We start from the raw sequence: 18,511 nt of genomic DNA on the forward strand, positions 1-18,511 counted from the left end.
GCCATGGCGATTGTTGCCCTTGAAGGAGACATCATGAAAAGTGAACAAATCAAAGGCCGCGTGGAAAAGGCCGTCGGCAAGGCCCAGGACTTTCTTGGCGACATGACCGATGACGAACAACTCCAGGCCCAGGGCGTAGCGCGCCAGGCGGCCGGCCAACTGCAACAGACCTATGGCGATGTGCTGGACAATGTCGGTGACTTTGCCCAACGCAAGCCGCTGGCCACCGTGGCAATCGTCGCGGGCGTGGGTCTGGTCCTGGGCCTGTTGCTGCGTCGTCGTTAATGGGGGCCGGCATGTTTACCTTGTCCCAACTGCGTAATTGCATCGAAGAAGCCTTGTTGCCACTGACTTGCGAGTTCACCCTGTGCCGCGATTCGTCACTGACGTTGAAGGTGTTTGATGCCGAGAGTGGGCGCGTGGACCTGGTGGTCACCGGGATCAGCGTGAACAAGCTCAAGACCCCGCAGGACGTCGCGACGATGGTCGAAGAATTGCGCTACGAATTGCACAGCAACACCGTGGGCGGTGCCATCTCCATCTGACCCCGCCCCCTTGTAGGCACTATCCCCTGTGGGAGCGGGCTTGCCCGCGATGGCGGCGGCTCAGTCAAAGATGCATTTACTGACAGGCCGCAATCGCGGGCAAGCCCGCTCCCACAGGGCCGCAGACGTTTACCCAGGTGGTGTGATGTCAGGGCGCGGCTTTAACGACGCCCCGATAAAGTAGAACAGCCCCCCGGCCACGATAAACCCGGCCAGCATGTAGAACATGTAGTGCGCCGGCAGGCTGGCCAGTACCAGCCCGCACAACACCGGCCCCAGCGCGGCGCCGAGGTTGGAGAGGTTTTGCGCGCCGTAGTACATGCCCCGCAGGTGGTCCGGGGCGATGCGGTCGATAAACATGTACTCGGCGGGGAATACGATGATTTCCCCCACGGTAAAGATCGCCATCGACACCACCCACCACCACACGCTGGTGGACAGCGCAAAGCCGATCACCCCCACCATGAACATCGCCAGCCCCAGGAGCAGCCAGCGGCTCAGGTGACGGTGGCTGATCTGCCGGCCAATCACGTATTGCAGGGCGATCACCAGCAGGGCGTTGGTGGTCAGGATGGCGCTGATTACGGTGTAGGTGTATTCGGCGTCCGAGGTGGTCACCAGGTATTGCGACAGGTAGGCCGTGAACTGCCCGAACACCACGGCGCTGAGCAGGCCACCGAGGGTGAAGCACACCAGGCGATGATCGCGCAGCAACACCCGGCCCACCGCGATGAAGGGCACCGGCTTTTGCGCGGCGTCGACCGTGGCCAGGCTGCGGTCGCCCCAACGCCAGTACAGCAGGAAGAAACCCAGCCCCAGCAGCACCGACAAGACAAATGGCAGGCTCATATCGACCTTGGCCACCATCGCCCCTAAAAACGGCCCTACCGCGTAGCCGATATTGGTCAGGGTGTACTTGATGGAAAACACTTCGCTGCGCGCGTCGACGGGCAACAGGCTGGCAAAACCGGCCTTGACCGCGACGTCGATCACCGCATACGCCAGGTTGATCAGGATCAGGCAGCTATAGAACAGCCACAGCTCGCGTGCCAGCAGCGTGCCGACAAACCCGAGGACGAACAACAGGCTCAGGCCCAGCAACAGCCGGTAGCTGTTGACCCGGTCCACAAGGAACCCGCCATACACACTCAGCAGGGATCCGACGATCAGCGAACTGCCGATCACCAGGCCCACCTGGCTGATGCCCAGGGCAAAGTGGCTGGACAGGTAGATCACCATGTAGGGAAAGGTGATCGCCTTGGCCAGGGTCAGCACCAGCGTGGCCGACAGCAGCAGGTTCACACTGCGGGGGTAGTTTTTTATTGTGTTCAGCATCCTGCTCTCGTTTCCTGAAAAGGAGTCGTTGCACACGCCATGACGGGCGCGAAGCGCAGCTACCTTAACTCAGGATGAGCGGCAAAAAAGACTGTTTTTATGCATTCGTGCATGCAATTTTTAAATGCGCAGCACAAAGGGGGAAGAAGGGCGCGGGCCCCTTCCCCCAACCCGGTTACTTGGCAGGGGTGATATCGAGAATGGTGCCATTGGTGATTTTCACCAGCACATAACGGTCATTGACCCGCGCCCACTGGCTGTCGTCATGGGGCGCTTTGAGCCCGCGCTTTTTCCAGTCTGCAAGGGCCGATTCCTTGCGCACCAGGATATCCGGCGCACGGTCTCCCACTTTCAAGTCTCGGGTATTGATGTTTGAAGGCTCCACGGTTTTCTGCGGATTGTCCTCGGCCTGCACGGTAAGGCTGGTGGCGGACAGGCTGGCGGCAACCAGCAGGCTGGCAATCAGGGACGTTGCTTTCATGGGCATTCCTTCAATAAATGATGTGTACCCAGGTTCCGACAGCAGGGCTGGGCAATCATTCACCGGCAATCCAGGCACCGATTGCCTGCCGGAAAATCCCGCGGTGGATGGCAAGCCGGCTCCTACACTGGACCGCCTATTGCGCTGGTGAAATTAATCCTGTAATTTTTCATGAAATTTTTAGATAAGAATTTCACGAAATCCCCATGGACAAACAAGAAGAACTGGACGCCCTGGCGATCCTGATTCACGACCTGCGCAAGTACAAAAAGCTCACCCTGGCCCAACTGGCACAGAAGATCGAGCGTTCCGTGGGGTTCCTGTCCCAGGTCGAGCGGGGGTTATCGCGCCCCACCGTAGCGGACCTGACTGCCATCAGCCATGCCCTCGATGTGCCCACTACTTATTTCTACAGCCTGTCCAAGCCCAAGGCGGTGGACTGGGTCACGCGCCCCAACGAGCGGCGCACGGTGTATTACGCCAATGGCATCACCGATATCCTCGTCTCGCCGAGCATGCAAGGGGCGTTTTCGATCCTCGACAGCCTGCTCGAACCCGGCGCCAACAGTGGCGAACAGACCATGAGCGACCGCGCCGAACAGGCCGGTTACGTACTTGAAGGCCACCTGACGCTGTGGGTCGAGGGCGAAGCCGATGCGGTCACCCTCGGCCCCGGCGACAGCTTTCACCTGGCCAGTTTCGCCCACTGCCGCTATGGCAACCTGACCGACCTGCCGGCCCGCGTGCTGTGGGTCTATAACTGAGGCACACCAAGGAGCGTCACCCGTGAAAAGCCATTCCTCCACGTTACTGGCCGAAGTGCGGACCTTTCGCCAGAACCATCCGGATGTACGTTATGTCGATCTGATTTGCCTGGACATCCCCGGGCGTTTCTACGGCAAGCGCTACCCGGTTGAAATGTTGGAAAAAGTCGCCGCCGGCAGCCCCCTGAAGCTGCCACAGAACGCGGTGTTGCTGGGGGCCCAGGGCGGTTTGTTCAAGATCGGCGACTATTGCTTCCACGACGGCGATCCCGACGCCAACCGCCGCCTGGTGCCCGGCACGCTCAAGCCGGTGAGCTGGGAAGCGCAGCCCCTGGGGCAGATGCTGATCACCTCCGACGGCACCGAGGCACCCATTGAGTTCGAGCCCCGCGAAGTCCTGGCCAAAGTCCTGGAGCGCCTGCACGGCAAGGGCATTCACCCGGTGGTGGCGTTCGAGCTGGAGTTCTACCTGTTCGACCGGAAACTGGCCGACGGCCTGCCGCAATTTGCCCGCGACCCGTTGAGCGACGACCCCGATGACCAACCGACCCTGCACATCGAGCGGCTGTCGCGTTTCGCCCCGGTACTCGATGACATGGTGCAGACCGCCCAGGCGCAGGGGATCGACATTACGGTGATCACTGCCGAGTTGGGCCCCGGCCAGTTTGAAATCAACTTCGGCCACCTCGACGACGGCCTCCGCGCCGCGGACTGGGCCGCGCTGTTCTGCCGCAGCACCCGTGGCGTGGCGCTCAAGCATGGCTATCGCGCCAGTTTCATGGCCAAGCCCTACCTGCAACATCCCGGCAGTGGCATGCATGTGCATGTCAGCCTGTACGACGCCGCCGGCAACAACCTGCTGGCGGCGCACCAGCAGCAACCCTTGCGCCATGCGATAGCGGGTTGCCTGGCACTGCTGCCGCACTGCATGCCGATTTTCTCGCCCAACCACAACGCCTTCCGCCGCCTGGGCGGTACGGTCAATGCCGCCACCAAAGCCTGCTGGGGTTATGAAGACCGCGATGCCTGCGTGCGCATTCCCGAGTCCGACCCGCGCAACCTGCGGATCGAACATCGGCTGGCCAGTGCCGACGCCAATCCATACCTGGTGCTGGCGGCAATCCTGGTCGGGCTTGAACATGGCCTGGAGGCGGCGCGCGAACCTATCGCACCGCTGAACGAGGACCGCGACAGCGGCCACGACTTCCCCCTGGAAATGCTCGAGGCCGTGCGCGCCATGCAACAGCAACCTGCGCTGCGCGAGGGCTTGGGCGCGGAGTTTGTCGACGTCTACTGCGAAAACAAACGCCAGGATCACCTGGCTTTCCAGCAGGAGATCAATGCGCGGGAATATCGCTGGTATCTGTAAATACCGAGCACCCTGCCCACCCTTGTGGGAACAGCTTGCCTGCTCCCACATTTTGAGCTTCGCGGCCTTGAGCAAGGTGTTACCTTGAAAAAGCCCGACGAACGCCCTCTCCTGCGGACTCCCCATGACCAAGCAAAGCACCCCTGCCCTCAAGGAAATCTTCAACCTCGAACGCCTGCAGCACATCGCCGATGAGATGAGCGCGGTGTACCCGTCATTCGATGCCAAGGGATTTCTTAAGCACGCCAGGCGCGACCTGGACGGGTTGTCGGTGATGCAGCGCATGGCCCGCGTCAGTGAAAGCCTGCACGCGGTGATGCCACTGGACTACCCACAAACCCTCGAACATTTGTATGCCCTGGCCCCGCGCCTGAACAGCGGTTTTGTCAGCCTGTTCCTCGGGCACTATGTGGCCAGCTATGGCCTGGATGACTTCCAGCGCTCGATGGCGGCACTCAAGTACTTCACCACCTTTGGCTCTGCCGAATTTGCCGTGCGGGCTTTTCTGCTCAAGGACTTCGAGCGCACTCTGGCGGTGATGCAGCAGTGGTCGCTGGATGACAATGAACACGTACGCCGCCTCGCCAGCGAGGGCTCGCGGCCGAGGTTGCCGTGGTCGTTTCGCCTGGCCCAGGTGCAGGCCGACCCGCGCCTGTGCGCATCGATCCTGGAGAACCTCAAGGCCGACAGCAGCCTGTATGTGCGCAAATCCGTGGCCAACCACCTCAACGACATCACTAAAGATCATCCCGACTGGGTGCTGCAGGTGATCGAGAGCTGGTCCCTGGACAACCCCCACACCGCCTGGATCGCCCGCCACGCCCTGCGCAGCCTGATCAAGCAAGGCAACACCCGCGCGCTGACGATCATCGGCGCAGGCGCGCGGGCCGAGGTGAAGATCCACCAGTTCAAGGTCGAGCCGGCGGTGATTCGCCTGGGTGAGCGGATCAATCTGTCGTTCACCCTCGAATCCCTGGCCAGTGCCCCACAAAAACTGGTGGTGGACTACGCCATCGACTACGTAAAAAGCGCCGGCCATAGCGCCGCCAAAGTGTTCAAGCTCAAGGCGTTTACCCTCGGCGCGGGTGAACGGCATACCGTACTGCGTGGCCAACACATCCGCGACATGACCACGCGCAAGCACTACCCCGGCCAGCACACCGTGCATGTACTGGTGAACGGCGAACGCTTGGGCAGCACCGGCTTTGAGCTGATCGACTGACCCTTCCTACTCATCCGAAGGCTCTATCTCGGGCCTTTCAGCGATATTTATTGTCCTACAATGCTAGCCTTTGGTGTTGCGATCCATTATCATCTGCTGCCTTCTCGGTACCCGCCAGGGTATCTGTGTCAACGTTCCACCTGAGGCGCCCATGCACCGTTTCTCGTTTTACCGCCCTTTGATCTGCGCCAGTCTGGGGCTTGTTTCGCACACCGCCTATGCCGCGTTGCAACCCATGGCCGAAGCTGCACTTGCCAACGAATCCGAGCTGCACTGCCACTTCAATCGTGACGCCAGCACCGATTGCACCACCACCTATCACTACACCATTCTCCAGCCCAGTGGCCGGGAGATATTGTCGCGAATCGACTTCAACTACGCCGAAGGCGATGGTTTTGAAGTGCTGCACGCCGAGTCCACCCAGCCCGGCGGCAAGCCCCAGGCGCTGGACGAAGCGCAGATCGATACGCGCACCGCGCCCAACCCCGACCAGGGGTTTTCCCGCCTCAAGCAAACGTCCCTGGCCTTCCCCAACCTGCGGGTCGGCACACAGATCCGCTACACCGTGCGCGAACATCACCCGGCCAAGCCGCTGATGACCGAATTCCACTACGCCCTGCAGTTTGGCCCCAGCAACGCCCGCCGCGATCGGCTCAAGGCGCGCTTCACCGCCGAACGGCCCATCGAGTGGCGCGCCGAGTCGATGGATGGCTTCACCATCACCCCGTCGGTCAATCGCAAGACCCTGGACATCGAGCAAAAAGCGCCGAGCTATCTCAACTACATCAACGAATCGGGCCACGCCTATATACGGGTGATCCCCCGGATCGAAGTGGGCAGCAGCCTCGATGTACAAAAGCACTTTGGCGGCTTTGCCCAGCGCTACAACCAGATCCTCGCGGCCAACCTGCCGGCCGCAAGTGCCGCTGCCGTGGTGGCGGTGAAGGGCCTGGCCCCGGCCCAACAAGTGGCCGGGCTGATGCAGCACATCAACGATCACCACCGCTACCTGGGTGACTGGCGCGCCACGGATCGCGGCTATGTGCCGTTTAACCTGGCAGAGATCGAACAGCACGGTTACGGCGACTGCAAGGACCTGGCGATTCTCCTGACCGCCATGCTCAAGGCCAGCGGGATCAAGGCCGAGACCGCCTGGGTCAGCCGTGGGGATGTGGTGGATTCACTGCTGGTGCCGGGCACTGGCGCGCCCAACCATGCGATCGTGCGCGCCGAAGTGGCCGGCCAGGTGTGGTGGCTGGACCCGACCAACCCGGTGTTCGCCCCGGGCCAGACCATGCCCGACATCCAGGATCGCTGGGTGCTGGTCAACGATGCACAGGGCCAGGTACGCGAGGAACACATCCCCCTGGCGCGCCCTGACACCAGCATCCGCCTGGACAAGCAGGTGCATTACGACAAGCAGGGCAACGGCACGACCCGCGCCAGCGTCACCTTCAGCCGCCTGACGCTGATGCAATTGAGCATGGCTGACCGCGAACAGGGCGCCACCGCCACCGACCAGAATATCTGCGACAACTTTGGCCGCGAGATCAGCGATTGCCAGGTCACCCGCCAACCCACCGGATTCGTGCAGCCCGACAGCTACACGGTCAAGGCCAGCATGACTGACCTGCGCGCCCTGGAAAAACTCGACGAAGGCTACGTCTACACCGACCAGTCGCTCAAGGAGAAGTGGGACGGCCTGCTCAACTACCGCCGCAACGGGCAACGGGGCGACCTGTACCTGGGCAATCCGGACACCGTCGACTACACCTTTACCTTGACCGGCGGGAAGATGGACAAGCCGGTTCAGGGCTGCAAGATCAGCTCGCCCTGGTATGACCTGGAACTCGATGGCGAACCGCTCAAGGATGGCTTGCGCTACCACTACCGGCTGACCCAGAAAGTGCGCTGGTTGAGCCATGATGAAATCGTCAGTGCGCCGTTTGAAAAGATGATCAACGATGCCCGTGCGTGTGGTGAACAGGTGCACCAGACGGTAAAACTCTAAGCCTGTGTGGGAGCTGTCTCGCCCTGCGAGGCTGCGATGACGGCGGTACTGCCAGCATTGATGTTGACTGACCTGCCGCCATCGCAGCCTCGCAGGGGCTCGACAGCTCCCACATTTGATCTCTGTAAAGCCCCCTTGCCCTTCGCTACTCGCCCAACAGCAGCCCCTGCTCCTTGGCGCACAACTCCACCACGTAATCCCACAACACCCGCAACCGCACCGACTTGTGCAGTTCGCGCCGGGAGCTGATCCAGTAGCTGCGCTGGATGCCCTCCTCCGGCAACAGCGGCACCAAGTCCGGGTCGCCGGCGGCCATAAAGCATGGCAACACCGCAATCCCCAGCCCTGAGCGCGCCGCCTGGTGCTGGGCGATCACGCTGGTGCTGTGGAATACCACCCTGGGGTTGCGGCAAAAGCTGCTGAGGAATTTCAATTCCTGGCTGAACAACAGGTCGTCGACATAATCGATCCAGGCATGGGCGGCCAGGTCTTCGCGTTTCTCGATGGCTGGCGTGCGCGCCAGGTAGCTGCGGCTGGCGTAGAGGGCCAGGCGGTAGTCGGTGAGTTTGCGCGTGACCAGTTGATCGACGCTGGGCCGCTCCAGGTGGATGCTGATCTCGGCCTCGCGGTTGAGGATGCTGACAAAGCGCGGCACCGCCACCAGTTCCACTTCCAGCCCCGGATAACGCTCGAACAGGCCACCCATGCGGCTGGCGAGAAACATCACGCCCAAGCCTTCGGCCACCCCCAGGCGAATCTTGCCCAGGGGCGCGGCGGAATGGGTCAGTTCTTCTTCGGCCAGCAGCGCCACGTTCTCCATGGCTTCGGCATGCTTGAGCAGCGCTTCGCCCGACGGCGTCAGTTCATAACCCTGGGCGTGCTGCACAAACAGCGCAGTGCCGAGGCTTTTCTCGATGGCCTCGATGTGCCGGGCTACGGTCGCATGCGTGGTTTTCAGGCGCTGGGCGGCGGTGAGCAGGCGCCCGCTGCGCTGCAACTCAAGAAAATACCGCAGGTCATTCCAGTCGAACATGTCACCCCCCTCTCGGCCATGAGCGCAGCGCTGTTTAAAAACGCACAGCAGCTGGGTAAAAACTAACATTTTTAAGACGAAAACTAACAACTAGGATGGAGCCAATAAGAAAAACAAGCGAGACCCCAGATGACTATTGCACCTGCGCAATACGATTACGTGGTGGTAGGCGCCGGCCCTGCGGGCTGCCTGCTGGCCAACCGACTGTCCGCCAACCCTGCCCATCGCGTGTTGCTGCTTGAAGCGGGCGGGCGCGACAACTATCCCTGGATCCATATCCCCGTCGGCTACCTGTTCTGCATCGGCAACCCGCGCACCGACTGGTGCTTCAAGACCGAGGCCCAGCCTGGCCTGCAAGGCCGTGCGTTGAGCTATCCGCGGGGCAAGGTGTTGGGCGGTTGCTCGTCGATCAACGGCATGATCTACATGCGCGGCCAGGCCAATGACTACGACGGTTGGGCCGCCGAAGGCAATCCCGGCTGGGCTTGGGACGATGTATTGCCGCTGTTCAAACAAAGCGAAAACCATTTTGCCGGTGCCTCGCCGCTGCATGGCGACAGCGGCGAATGGCGCGTGGAACAACAGCGCCTGCACTGGCCGATCCTCGACGCCTTCCGCGAAGCCGCCAAGCAGAACGGCATCGCCAGCATCGACGACTTCAACCAGGGCGATAACGAGGGGTGTGGCTACTTCCAGGTCAACCAGAAAGGCGGCGTGCGCTGGAATGCGGCCAAGGCGTTTCTCAAGCCCATCCGCCAGCGCGCCAACCTCACGGTGCTCACTGGCGTGGAAGTCGACCGCGTACTCCTGGAAAACGGCCGCGCCAGTGCGGTGGCGGGCCGCCAGCAAGGGCAAGCGGTGACGTGGCAAGCGCGCAAGGAAATCATCCTGTGCGCCGGTGCCGTGGGTTCGCCCGGCATCCTGCAGCGCTCCGGGATCGGCCCTTCGAGCATCCTCAAGCCCTTGGGCATCGAGGTACGGCACGAACTGCCAGGAGTCGGCGGCAACCTGCAAGATCACCTGCAACTGCGGCTGATCTACAAGCTGGAAAACGCCCGCACCCTGAACCAGATCGCCGGCTCCGTGTGGGGCAAGATGGGCATGGGCCTGCAATACCTGTATGACCGCAGCGGCCCGCTGTCCATGGCCCCCAGCCAACTCGGCGCCTTCGCCCGCTCGGGGCCGGAACAGACTTCGGCCAACCTCGAATACCACGTGCAGCCGCTGTCGCTGGAGCGCTTTGGCGAACCGCTGCACGCGTTCCCGGCATTTACCGCGTCGGTCTGCGACTTGCGCCCACAGAGTCGCGGACGCATTGATATCCGCTCGGCCGATCCGGCGGCGCCGCCCCTGATCCAGCCCAACTACCTGAGCCATGCCGAAGACTTGCGCGTGGCCGCCGCAGCTATCCGCCTGACCCGGCGCATTGTCGGCGCCCAGGCCCTGCGCCCCTTCAACCCGGTGGAATACCTGCCCGGTGAGGCGTTGCAGAGCGACGAACAATTGCAGGAAGCCGCCGCGCGGATCGGCACCACGATTTTTCACCCGGTCGGCACCTGCCGCATGGGCCAGGATAAGGACGCGGTGGTCGATGCCCAATTGCGCGTGCACGGCGTGCCGGGCCTGCGCATCGCCGATGCCTCGATCATGCCGCGTATCACCTCCGGCAACACCTGCTCACCCACGTTGATGATCGCGGAAAAAGCCGCGCAACTGATCCTGTCCCCGCCAACAAGGAACCTCACCCCCGAAAGAGAACAGACAACACCGGCATGACCTGTAGAAGCCGGCAAGCCTACAGGGCAAGAGCGGCGCTGAAGTTGGCGCCGACAGTGGAACAACAATAAATAATCACTGTGAGGGCTACCCCATGTCAGAACGTGCTCAACCCCTGGACGCCACTCCTGGCGCCACTGTCTCCAGCAAGGAGTCGCAAAAGGTCATCTTCGCCTCGTCCCTGGGGACGGTGTTCGAGTGGTATGACTTTTTCCTCTATGGCGCCCTCGCGGCGGTGATCAGCAAGCAATTCTTTGCCGGGGTCAACGACACCACGGCCTTTATCTTCGCCTTGATGGCCTTTGCCGCCGGTTTTGTGGTGCGGCCGTTCGGCGCGCTGGTATTCGGCCGCCTGGGGGACATGATCGGGCGCAAGTACACCTTCCTCGCCACCATCATCCTGATGGGCGTGGCGACTTTCTGCGTAGGCCTGTTGCCCACCTACGCCAGCATCGGCATCGCTGCGCCGATCATCCTCGTGGTGCTGCGCATGCTCCAGGGCCTGGCCCTGGGCGGTGAATACGGTGGCGCCGCGACCTATGTCGCCGAGCACGCCCCGGCCGGCAAACGCGGCTTCCACACCAGTTGGATTCAATCCACCGCGACCCTCGGCCTGCTGCTGTCGTTGCTGGTGGTGCTGGCCTGCCGTTACTTCACAGGCGATCAATTTGAAGTCTGGGGCTGGCGCCTGCCGTTCCTGCTGTCCATCGTGCTGCTGGGGATTTCCACCTGGATCCGCATGAGCCTGCACGAATCGCCCGCGTTCCTGAAAATGAAAGAGGAAGGCAAGGCCAGCAAGGCGCCGATCCGCGAGTCGTTCGGCAACTGGGAAAACCTCAAGGTGGTGTTGATTGCACTGTTCAGCATCAACGCCGGCCAGGCCGTGACCTTCTACGCCGCGCAGTTCTACGTGCTGTTCTTCCTGACCCAGTTCCTGAAGATGGACCCGGCCCTGGCCAATATGCTGCTGATCATCAGCGTGGTGATTGGCGCGCCGTTCTTTATTTTCTTCGGCTGGCTCTCGGACAAATGGGGGCGCAAGCCAGTACTGATGGTCGGCCTGCTGCTGGCCACCGCCCTGTACTTCCCGATCTTCAAGGGCCTGGCCCACTACACCAACCCGGCGATGGACCAGGCTAGCCGCCAGGCCCCGATCACCGTGCTGGCGGACCCGGCCACCTGCACCTTCCAGTTCGACCCGGTAGGCAAGGCGCGCTTTGACAGCCCATGCGACAAGGTCAAGACCTTCCTGGTCAAACAGGGCCTGCCCTACAGCAGCGAAGCCGCACCTGCCGGCAGCGCGGTGCAAGTGAGCATCGGCGATGTGCGCATCGACGGCTACGACGAAGACGCCCTGCGCGGCGCCGTGACCCTGGCTGGCTACCCGAAATCGGCGGACGTGGCCCAGGTCAACAAAACCATGGTGGTGGTGCTGATCGTCGCCCTGATCCTGATCGCCGCGATGTGCTACGGCCCGCTGGCCGCGCTGATGGTGGAACTGTTCCCGACGCGCATCCGCTACACGTCCATGTCGCTGCCCTATCACATCGGTAACGGCTGGTTTGGCGGGTTCCTGCCAACCGTGTCGTTTGCCCTGGTGGTGTACACCGGCGATATTTTCTACGGGCTGTGGTACCCGGTGGTGATTACCGGGGTGAGCCTGATCGTCGGGCTGCTGTGCCTGAAGGAAACCAAGAATGTGGATCTGGATAAAAACTAATATCCCGCAAAGCCTGTAGATCCCTTGTGGGAGCGGGCTTGCTCGCGATGGCGGTAGGTCAGTCAATGAATACAGTGACTGGCACACCGTCATCGCGGGCAAGCCCGCTCCCACATTGGTTTGCCGGCGCCCACACAAATTGCTGTATATCCATACAGATAAAGGTTGCTCAATTCCCTTCTTTTGCCCATCCTGCTCTCCATTCAACTGTGTAACGAATGGGCTGAGCATGCGGCTGTTCCTCTGTGAAAAACCCTCCCAGGCCAAGGATATCGCGGCCGTGCTCGGCGCCCGGCGCCGGGGCGACGGTTGCTGGCTGGGAACCGACGTCACCGTCACCTGGTGCATCGGCCACCTGCTGGAAACCGCCCCGCCCGATGCCTACGACGCCAAGTACAAGCGCTGGGTGCTGGCCGACCTGCCCATCGTCCCGGAAAAATGGAAGATGACGGTCAAGCCCAAGACCGCCAGCCAGTACAAGGCGGTCAAGCGCCTGCTCGGGGAAGCCCGGGAACTGGTGATTGCCACCGATGCCGACCGCGAGGGCGAGATGATCGCCCGGGAGCTGGTGGAGCATTGCCGCTATCGCGGGCCGATCCAGCGCCTGTGGCTGTCGGCTCTGGATGATGCCTCGATCCGCAAGGCCCTGGCCTCGTTGAAGCCTGGCGCAGACACCTTCAGCCTCTACCATTCGGCCCTGGGCCGCTCACGTGCCGACTGGCTGATCGGCATGAACATGAGTCGCCTGTTTACCCTGCTCGGCCGCCAGTCCGGCTATCAGGGCGTATTGCCAGTGGGCCGGGTGCAAACCCCGACCCTGCGCCTGGTGGTGGACCGCGACCGCAGCATTGCCGACTTCGTCCCGGTGGCTTACTGGGCAATCGACGTCGAACTGCTGGACCAGCAGATGCGCTTTATCGCGCAATGGCGCGCCGCCGACGATCTCTGTGACGATCAGGGCCGCTGCCTCAACCCGGAGCGGGCACAGCAGGCGGCAACGGCGATGAGCAATGCAGCCAGCGCGCGCCTGGTGAAGCTGCGCACCGAACGCATGCGCGAAGTGGCACCGCTGCCCTTTGACCTGGGCACGCTGCAGGAGATCTGCTCGAAGAAACTCGGCCTCGGCGCCCAGGAAACCCTGGATATCGCCCAGTCCCTCTACGAAACCCACAAGGTCATCACCTACCCACGCAGCGACTGCGGCTACCTGCCCGTGAGCCAGCATGGCGACGCGGCGACAATTCTCGCGGCACTGGGCCGCGCCGACCCGGCGGTAAATGCGCTGATGCCACACCTCGATGCGCAACGCCGCTCCCGTGCCTGGAACGACGCCAAGGTCAGCGCCCACCACGGCATCATCCCCACCGGCGCCGGCAAGGACCTCGCGCAACTGACCGGCAAGCACCGCGCCGTCTACACCTTGGTCCGCGCCCGTTACCTGGCGCAGTTCCTGCCCAACCACGAATACGACCGCACCCAGGCGGATTTCGACTGTGCCGGTGAAGCCCTGCGCGCGGTAGGCAAAGTGGTGGTGGAGCCGGGCTGGAAGCGCGCCTTGCCCGAAGCCCTGGCGCCCAGCAAGGGCCGCGAGGCGCCGGCGCCACAGCCTTTGCCAGCGTTGGTGCAGGGCCAGGATTATGCAGTGGCGAAGGTCAACCTCAAGGACCTGTGGACCCAACCGCCCAAGCCTTTCACCGAAGGCGACCTGATCAAGGCGATGAAGAACGTCGCCAAACTGGTGGAGGACCCGTTGCTCAAGCAAAAGCTCAAGGACACCACCGGCATCGGCACCGAGGCGACGCGGGCCGGAATCATCCAGGGCCTGCTGGACCGTGGTTACCTGGTGAAAAACGGCAAGGCACTGTCTGCCACACCGGCGGCCTTCAGCCTTATCGACGCGGTGCCCAGGGCGATTGCCGACCCCGGCACCACGGCGATTTGGGAGCAGGCCCTGGACATGGTGCAAAGCGGTGAGATGAGCCTGGAAGAGTTTGTCGCCAAGCAGGCGGCCTGGATGAGCAAGCAAGTGGCCCGCTGCAATGGTATGCAAATGACCATCAGCGGCCCGGCCAGCCCGGCAGGCCGTGGCGCCGCCCCCTGGAAAAACAAACGCAAGCCGGCCAAACGCAAGGCCGGCGCCAGCCCGAAACGGGCGGCAAAACCAGCAAACAAGGGCTGAAATACCGAAAAAAGTCGGGTAATGACGCTTTTCAAGCGGATATACGCCGCTTTAGGTCTTGCTCTGGCGCCAGCGGTCTAGGATTCTGTAGGAACTGCCTAATAACAAAACCGGGGTGGCCACCATGAAGACCGTCGCACAGTTGCTCAAGTCCAAGGACCAGAAGAATCAGGAAGTCCATACCATCCAGTGGAACCACACCGTGTTTGAGGCGCTGGTGGTGATGGCAGCGAAGAACGTCGGCGCTTTGCCGGTGGTCAAGGACGACAAGGTCGTTGGCATCATCAGTGAGCGCGACTACGCGCGTAAACTGATTCTCCATGGACTGTCCTCGACGAGCACACAGGTCCACCAGGTGATGAGTTCACCGGCAATCACCGTGGACACCCACAAAAGCGTCGAAGACTGCATGGGTATCATGACTGACGGCCACCTGCGCCACCTGCCCGTGGTGGAAGGCGGAGAACTGCTGGGCCTGCTGTCCATTGGCGACCTGGTCAAGGAAGCCATCGCTGAACAGGCTGCCCTTATCCAGCAATTGGAACAGTACATCCGCGGCGAATAGCATTTACCAAAACACCTCGAAGCCAATGTGAACACAGGCTTATGTGGGAGCGGGCTTGCTCGCGATAGCGGTGGATCAGTCAAAAAAATTACTGACTAATCCACCGCTATCGCGAGCAAGCCCGCTCCCACATTAGATCACTGGAAGGGTCCAGCATCGCCATGCTTACCCCGACTCCCCGGCACAAAAAATGACGCCCAAGTCACCTTTTCCCAGACCGCCCTCTCTTCTGCAAAAAATATGTAGTGATCAAAAATAATCACTACATAACCGTTGACGTAACCATTTTGACCTTGCATGATTCAAGCGTCTCCCGGATCGGGAGCGTTGGTAACACGCGTTTTGAACAAGCTCGTCTGACCGCCGAGCTGTTTTTCCGGATGTGCACTGCCCACAAGGCAGATTGATGAAGCTGACCGGCCCGAAAGGATCGGTACAAGAAGCTCAAATGCTGCTTGTCTTCGTTATGAAACCATTGCGTAGCAGTTCATCAGAAACACTACATGCATCAGGTTCAAGACCCTGCCCGTATTTGGCAGACCGTTTCTGACGCCCGGTTTTCGCAACCGGAGACAACTAACGTGGATTAACGAATCAACTGAAGATCGCCAACTGGTCAAGGGGCTTACACATGAATCTGAACAACCAACCAACTATCGATGAATTGGCTGAGATGTTCGCAGCGCAGAAAGACACACTCGACGACCATATCCTGTGGATTGGTAAATCGGGCGAAGTGCAAATTGACTGCCTGGCGCCCCATACCGAAGAAGCCGAGTTCGACCGCAATAACCGTGAACTGGCGGCGCGCCTGAAGATGTACCGCCGCGGCCAGGGTTATGTCGGTAAAAAGGCCGCTGCCGATCGCAACTTTATTGAGCAGGTCTTCGATACACTTAACAATGCCTGGGAGTCGTTCAAGGACAACTCGCAAGTTAAAGTGATTGACCGCTACTACTAAGAATAACTAGACCTTTGTGGGAGCTGGTTTGCCTGGGATAACCGTTTAACGATCAACAGAGTTGTTGAATGTTAGATAGCTATCGCTGGCAAGCCAGCTCCCACATTTGTTTGTGTTGACTTAAATCCCCGGGAATCGCCCCTTCTGCGCTTCGCCCCTGAAGATATCAAACAGTGCCTGCGCCGCCGCCGACAGCTCATGTCCTGGTTTGGTCAGCACCCCAATCGGCCGCTCGATCACGGGATCACCCAAGGTGATGCAACGGGCACCTGCCTCTTCCATCTGCTGCGCGCACAATGCTGGCACGGCGCTGACGCCCAGGCCGCTGGCGACCATCTTGCCCACCGTCGCCAATTGATGGCTTTCCAATGCCACCGGCAGCTTCATCTGCAAGGCACCCAGGTGCTCTTCCAACATCACCCTTACCGTCGAAGGCCGCTGCAAGGTAATGAAGGGTTGTGCCAGCAGGGTTTTCCAATCGATCTCGGTCATGTGTGCCAGCGTTGAGTCACCGGGCACTACCGCGACAAAGCGGTCCAGGTACAGCGGGGTAAAGGCCAACGACGATCCCGATGAGGGTTCAAATGCCACACCCAACTCGACCTGGCGATCGCGGACCATTTCCAGGACCTGTTCGTTGATCAGGTCGTGCACCGTGACATTGACCTGGGGAAACCGCGCGCGAAAGATCTTCAGGATCGGCGGCAGCAGGTTGCCGGCAAACGACGGCATCGCCGCCACCGTCACTCGCCCGCGCTGCAGGGTGAAACGCTGGCGTAGTTCATCCTCGGCATTGTCCCAGTCGGCAATCAAGCGCCGGGCCAGGGGCAGCAGGGATTCGCCTTCCGGGGTCAGCGCGACGTTGCGCGTATTACGGCTGAACAGCCGCCCGCCCAGGCCTTCCTCCAGGCCTTTGATAGTCAGGCTCAGGGCCGACTGGGACAAATGCAGGCGCTCACAGGCGGCGGCAAAACTTAAGGTCTGGGCCACGGCAAGGAAGGCCCGCATCTGTTTAACTGTCATGACGCTGCTCCAATGGCCGGATAATTGTGCTGTTTTTTAAATCAATCAACCTTAAAAAACAACTTAACAAATCAATCCCCCGGCGCAACACTCGGTTCACTGGCTGGACCACAAACAATAAAAGAGGTGCATATGGCAGGTTTCGATAAACGCGTGGCGTCCTATGAAGAAGCGCTGGCAGGCCTGGAAGACGGCATGACCGTACTCTCCGGTGGCTTTGGCCTGTGCGGCATCCCGGAAAACCTCATCGCCGAAATCAAGCGCAAAGGCACCCGCGACCTCACGGTAGTTTCCAACAACTGCGGCGTCGACGGCTTCGGCCTGGGTGTATTGCTCGAAGAAAAACAGATCAGCAAGGTCATCGCCTCCTACGTCGGTGAAAACGCCCTGTTCGAGAAGCAACTGCTCAGCGGTGAAATCGAAGTGGTGCTCACGCCCCAGGGCACCCTCGCGGAAAAAATGCGCGCAGGCGGCGCCGGCATTCCAGCGTTCTTTACCGCCACAGGTGTTGGCACGCCCGTCGCCGAAGGCAAGGAAACCCGTGAATTCAACGGGCGCCCATACCTGATGGAAGAATCCATCACCGGCGACTTCGCCATCGTCAAAGGTTGGAAAGCCGACCATTTCGGCAACGTGATCTACCGCCACACCGCCCAGAACTTCAACCCGCTGGCCGCCACCGCCGGCAAGATCACCGTGGTCGAAGTCGAGGAAATCGTCGAACCGGGCGAGCTGGACCCGGCGCAGATCCACACCCCTGGCATCTACGTCGACCGGATTATCTGCGGCACCTTCGAGAAGCGCATAGAACAGCGCACTGTCCGCAAATAATCTGCCTCCAGCCCGAACAATAAGGACTCATAAAATGGCTCTTACCCGCGAACAAATGGCTCAACGCGTCGCCCGCGAAATGCAGGACGGCTTCTACGTCAACCTCGGCATCGGCATCCCGACCCTGGTGGCCAACTACATTCCCGAAGGCATGGAAGTGATGCTGCAATCGGAAAACGGCCTGCTGGGCATGGGACCGTTTCCTACCGAAGACACCATCGATGCCGACATGATCAACGCCGGCAAGCAGACCGTCACCGCACGTATCGGCGCGTCGATCTTCTCCTCGGCCGAATCCTTCGCGATGATTCGCGGCGGCCACGTTGACCTCACGGTGCTCGGTGCCTTTGAAGTGGACGTGCACGGCAACATCGCCTCGTGGATGATCCCCGGCAAGCTGGTCAAGGGCATGGGCGGCGCCATGGACCTGGTGGCCGGTGCAGAAAACATCATTGTGATCATGACCCACGCCTCCAAGGACGGTGAGTCCAAGTTGCTCAGCCAGTGCAGCCTGCCGCTGACCGGTGCCAACTGTATCAAGCGCGTGCTGACGGACTTGGCCTACCTGGAAATCGAAAATGGCGCTTTCGTCCTCAAGGAACGCGCACCTGGCGTCAGCGTGGAAGAGATTGTGAGCAAGACCGCCGGTAAACTGATCGTCCCGGACCACGTTCCAGAAATGCACTTCCAGTGAGG

18 protein-coding genes are annotated in these 18,511 nt (G+C 61.0%); 13 read left to right on the plus strand and 5 right to left on the minus strand.

Annotated features, from left to right (window positions below):
* Positions 1–33 precede the first annotated feature (33 nt).
* On the plus strand, positions 34–285 hold the full coding sequence (locus HBO05_RS23415) for a CsbD family protein (protein WP_029296551.1): 252 nt from the start codon (positions 34–36) through the stop codon (positions 283–285).
* A gap of 11 nt (positions 286–296) precedes the next feature.
* Positions 297–545, plus strand: a complete 249-nt coding sequence (locus tag HBO05_RS23420) for a DUF1652 domain-containing protein (RefSeq protein ID WP_029296553.1) — start codon at positions 297–299, stop codon at positions 543–545.
* Between the two features lie 129 nt (positions 546–674).
* On the opposite strand, the gene HBO05_RS23425 is transcribed toward HBO05_RS23420, so the two are convergent.
* Together HBO05_RS23425 and HBO05_RS23430 are read right to left on the minus strand one after the other, a co-directional pair.
* Positions 675–1,880, minus strand: coding sequence for an MFS transporter (locus HBO05_RS23425; RefSeq protein ID WP_172314199.1), 1,206 nt, complete (start codon positions 1,878–1,880; stop codon positions 675–677).
* 175 nt (positions 1,881–2,055) lie between these two features.
* A complete protein-coding gene (locus tag HBO05_RS23430) occupies positions 2,056–2,361 on the minus strand; it encodes an RcnB family protein (protein ID WP_070995670.1) in 306 nt (101 codons plus the stop codon).
* 206 nt (positions 2,362–2,567) lie between these two features.
* On the opposite strand from HBO05_RS23430, the gene HBO05_RS23435 reads away from it, so the two are divergent.
* The 4 genes from HBO05_RS23435 to HBO05_RS23450 all read left to right on the plus strand — a co-directional run bounded on the left by HBO05_RS23435 (position 2,568) and on the right by HBO05_RS23450 (position 7,727).
* On the plus strand, positions 2,568–3,125 hold the full coding sequence (locus HBO05_RS23435; protein WP_038441866.1) for an XRE family transcriptional regulator: 558 nt from the start codon (positions 2,568–2,570) through the stop codon (positions 3,123–3,125).
* A gap of 22 nt (positions 3,126–3,147) precedes the next feature.
* Positions 3,148–4,494 (plus strand): glutamine synthetase family protein, encoded by a 1,347-nt coding sequence (locus tag HBO05_RS23440; RefSeq protein ID WP_169956165.1) that lies wholly within the window; start codon positions 3,148–3,150, stop codon positions 4,492–4,494.
* A gap of 124 nt (positions 4,495–4,618) precedes the next feature.
* A complete protein-coding gene (locus HBO05_RS23445) occupies positions 4,619–5,716 on the plus strand; it encodes a DNA alkylation repair protein (RefSeq protein WP_170057917.1) in 1,098 nt (365 codons plus the stop codon).
* Between the two features lie 151 nt (positions 5,717–5,867).
* Positions 5,868–7,727 (plus strand): DUF3857 domain-containing transglutaminase family protein, encoded by a 1,860-nt coding sequence (locus tag HBO05_RS23450; protein ID WP_172314201.1) that lies wholly within the window; start codon positions 5,868–5,870, stop codon positions 7,725–7,727.
* A gap of 145 nt (positions 7,728–7,872) precedes the next feature.
* On the opposite strand, the gene HBO05_RS23455 is transcribed toward HBO05_RS23450, so the two are convergent.
* The gene (locus tag HBO05_RS23455; RefSeq protein WP_169956169.1) at positions 7,873–8,760 is read right to left on the minus strand and encodes a LysR family transcriptional regulator; all 888 of its coding nucleotides are present in this window, start codon (positions 8,758–8,760) and stop codon (positions 7,873–7,875) included.
* A 129-nt stretch (positions 8,761–8,889) separates the two neighbouring features.
* Here HBO05_RS23455 and HBO05_RS23460 point away from each other — a divergent pair, with 129 nt between their 5' ends.
* The 4 genes from HBO05_RS23460 to HBO05_RS23475 all read left to right on the plus strand — a co-directional run bounded on the left by HBO05_RS23460 (position 8,890) and on the right by HBO05_RS23475 (position 15,000).
* Positions 8,890–10,536 (plus strand): GMC family oxidoreductase N-terminal domain-containing protein, encoded by a 1,647-nt coding sequence (locus HBO05_RS23460; protein WP_172314203.1) that lies wholly within the window; start codon positions 8,890–8,892, stop codon positions 10,534–10,536.
* Positions 10,537–10,630: 94 nt separating this feature from the next.
* Positions 10,631–12,256: an MFS transporter gene (locus HBO05_RS23465; protein ID WP_170043170.1), complete on the plus strand. Its 1,626-nt coding sequence runs from the start codon at positions 10,631–10,633 to the stop codon at positions 12,254–12,256.
* Between the two features lie 229 nt (positions 12,257–12,485).
* Positions 12,486–14,435, plus strand: coding sequence for a DNA topoisomerase III (locus HBO05_RS23470; RefSeq protein ID WP_172314205.1), 1,950 nt, complete (start codon positions 12,486–12,488; stop codon positions 14,433–14,435).
* Between the two features lie 124 nt (positions 14,436–14,559).
* Entirely contained in the window at positions 14,560–15,000 is a 441-nt protein-coding gene (locus HBO05_RS23475; protein ID WP_169956176.1) for a CBS domain-containing protein, read from the plus strand.
* A gap of 137 nt (positions 15,001–15,137) precedes the next feature.
* Here HBO05_RS23475 and HBO05_RS23480 read toward each other — a convergent pair whose 3' ends face one another.
* Entirely contained in the window at positions 15,138–15,299 is a 162-nt protein-coding gene (locus HBO05_RS23480) for a hypothetical protein (protein WP_169956119.1), read from the minus strand.
* A gap of 332 nt (positions 15,300–15,631) precedes the next feature.
* Here HBO05_RS23480 and HBO05_RS23485 point away from each other — a divergent pair, with 332 nt between their 5' ends.
* Entirely contained in the window at positions 15,632–15,961 is a 330-nt protein-coding gene (locus HBO05_RS23485; RefSeq protein WP_029296579.1) for a hypothetical protein, read from the plus strand.
* 120 nt (positions 15,962–16,081) lie between these two features.
* Here HBO05_RS23485 and HBO05_RS23490 read toward each other — a convergent pair whose 3' ends face one another.
* Positions 16,082–16,984 (minus strand): LysR family transcriptional regulator, encoded by a 903-nt coding sequence (locus HBO05_RS23490; protein WP_170057913.1) that lies wholly within the window; start codon positions 16,982–16,984, stop codon positions 16,082–16,084.
* Positions 16,985–17,116: 132 nt separating this feature from the next.
* On the opposite strand from HBO05_RS23490, the gene HBO05_RS23495 reads away from it, so the two are divergent.
* Together HBO05_RS23495 and HBO05_RS23500 are read left to right on the plus strand one after the other, a co-directional pair.
* Positions 17,117–17,815: a CoA transferase subunit A gene (locus tag HBO05_RS23495; protein ID WP_010211319.1), complete on the plus strand. Its 699-nt coding sequence runs from the start codon at positions 17,117–17,119 to the stop codon at positions 17,813–17,815.
* Positions 17,816–17,849: 34 nt separating this feature from the next.
* A complete protein-coding gene (locus HBO05_RS23500) occupies positions 17,850–18,509 on the plus strand; it encodes a CoA transferase subunit B (RefSeq protein WP_027603173.1) in 660 nt (219 codons plus the stop codon).
* The last annotated feature ends 2 nt before the right edge of the window (positions 18,510–18,511 follow it).

The organism is Pseudomonas sp. WS 5079 (genome assembly GCF_012985465.1).
GTDB lineage: Bacteria > Pseudomonadota > Gammaproteobacteria > Pseudomonadales > Pseudomonadaceae > Aquipseudomonas.